Annotated in this window: 1 protein-coding gene; it reads left to right on the top strand. The window is 47.1% G+C overall.

Features of this window, described 5'->3' with window-relative positions:
- Nucleotides 1-289 (top strand): transposase (locus tag UF06_RS16735; RefSeq protein ID WP_045571449.1); only part of this gene is annotated, 289 nt, incomplete at both ends.

Genomic DNA, 289 nt, shown 5'->3' with positions numbered 1-289 from the left:
GAGCCGTGAAGCAACAACAATTTGAATATGCGTATCTGTTTGGTTCTGTCTGTCCCGCGAGAGGAATTGGCGAAGCGATGGTCGTTCCTTGGGTTAATAAAGAGATCATGATCGAGCATTTAAAGCAAATATCGGCTGTCACAGAGAAAGGGCGTCATGCCTTCATCATTATGGATGGGGCGAGTTGGCATACCAATGACATTGCAGAACCGTTTAGCAATGTCAGTATCATCAAGCTCCCGCCCTATTCACCAGAGCTAAACCCGATAGAACAAGTGTGGAGCTGGCT

Source organism: Vibrio sp. S234-5, assembly GCF_000960595.1.
In the GTDB taxonomy this organism is placed as follows: domain Bacteria; phylum Pseudomonadota; class Gammaproteobacteria; order Enterobacterales; family Vibrionaceae; genus Vibrio.
This window is presented reverse-complemented; position numbering and strand designations above follow the sequence as displayed.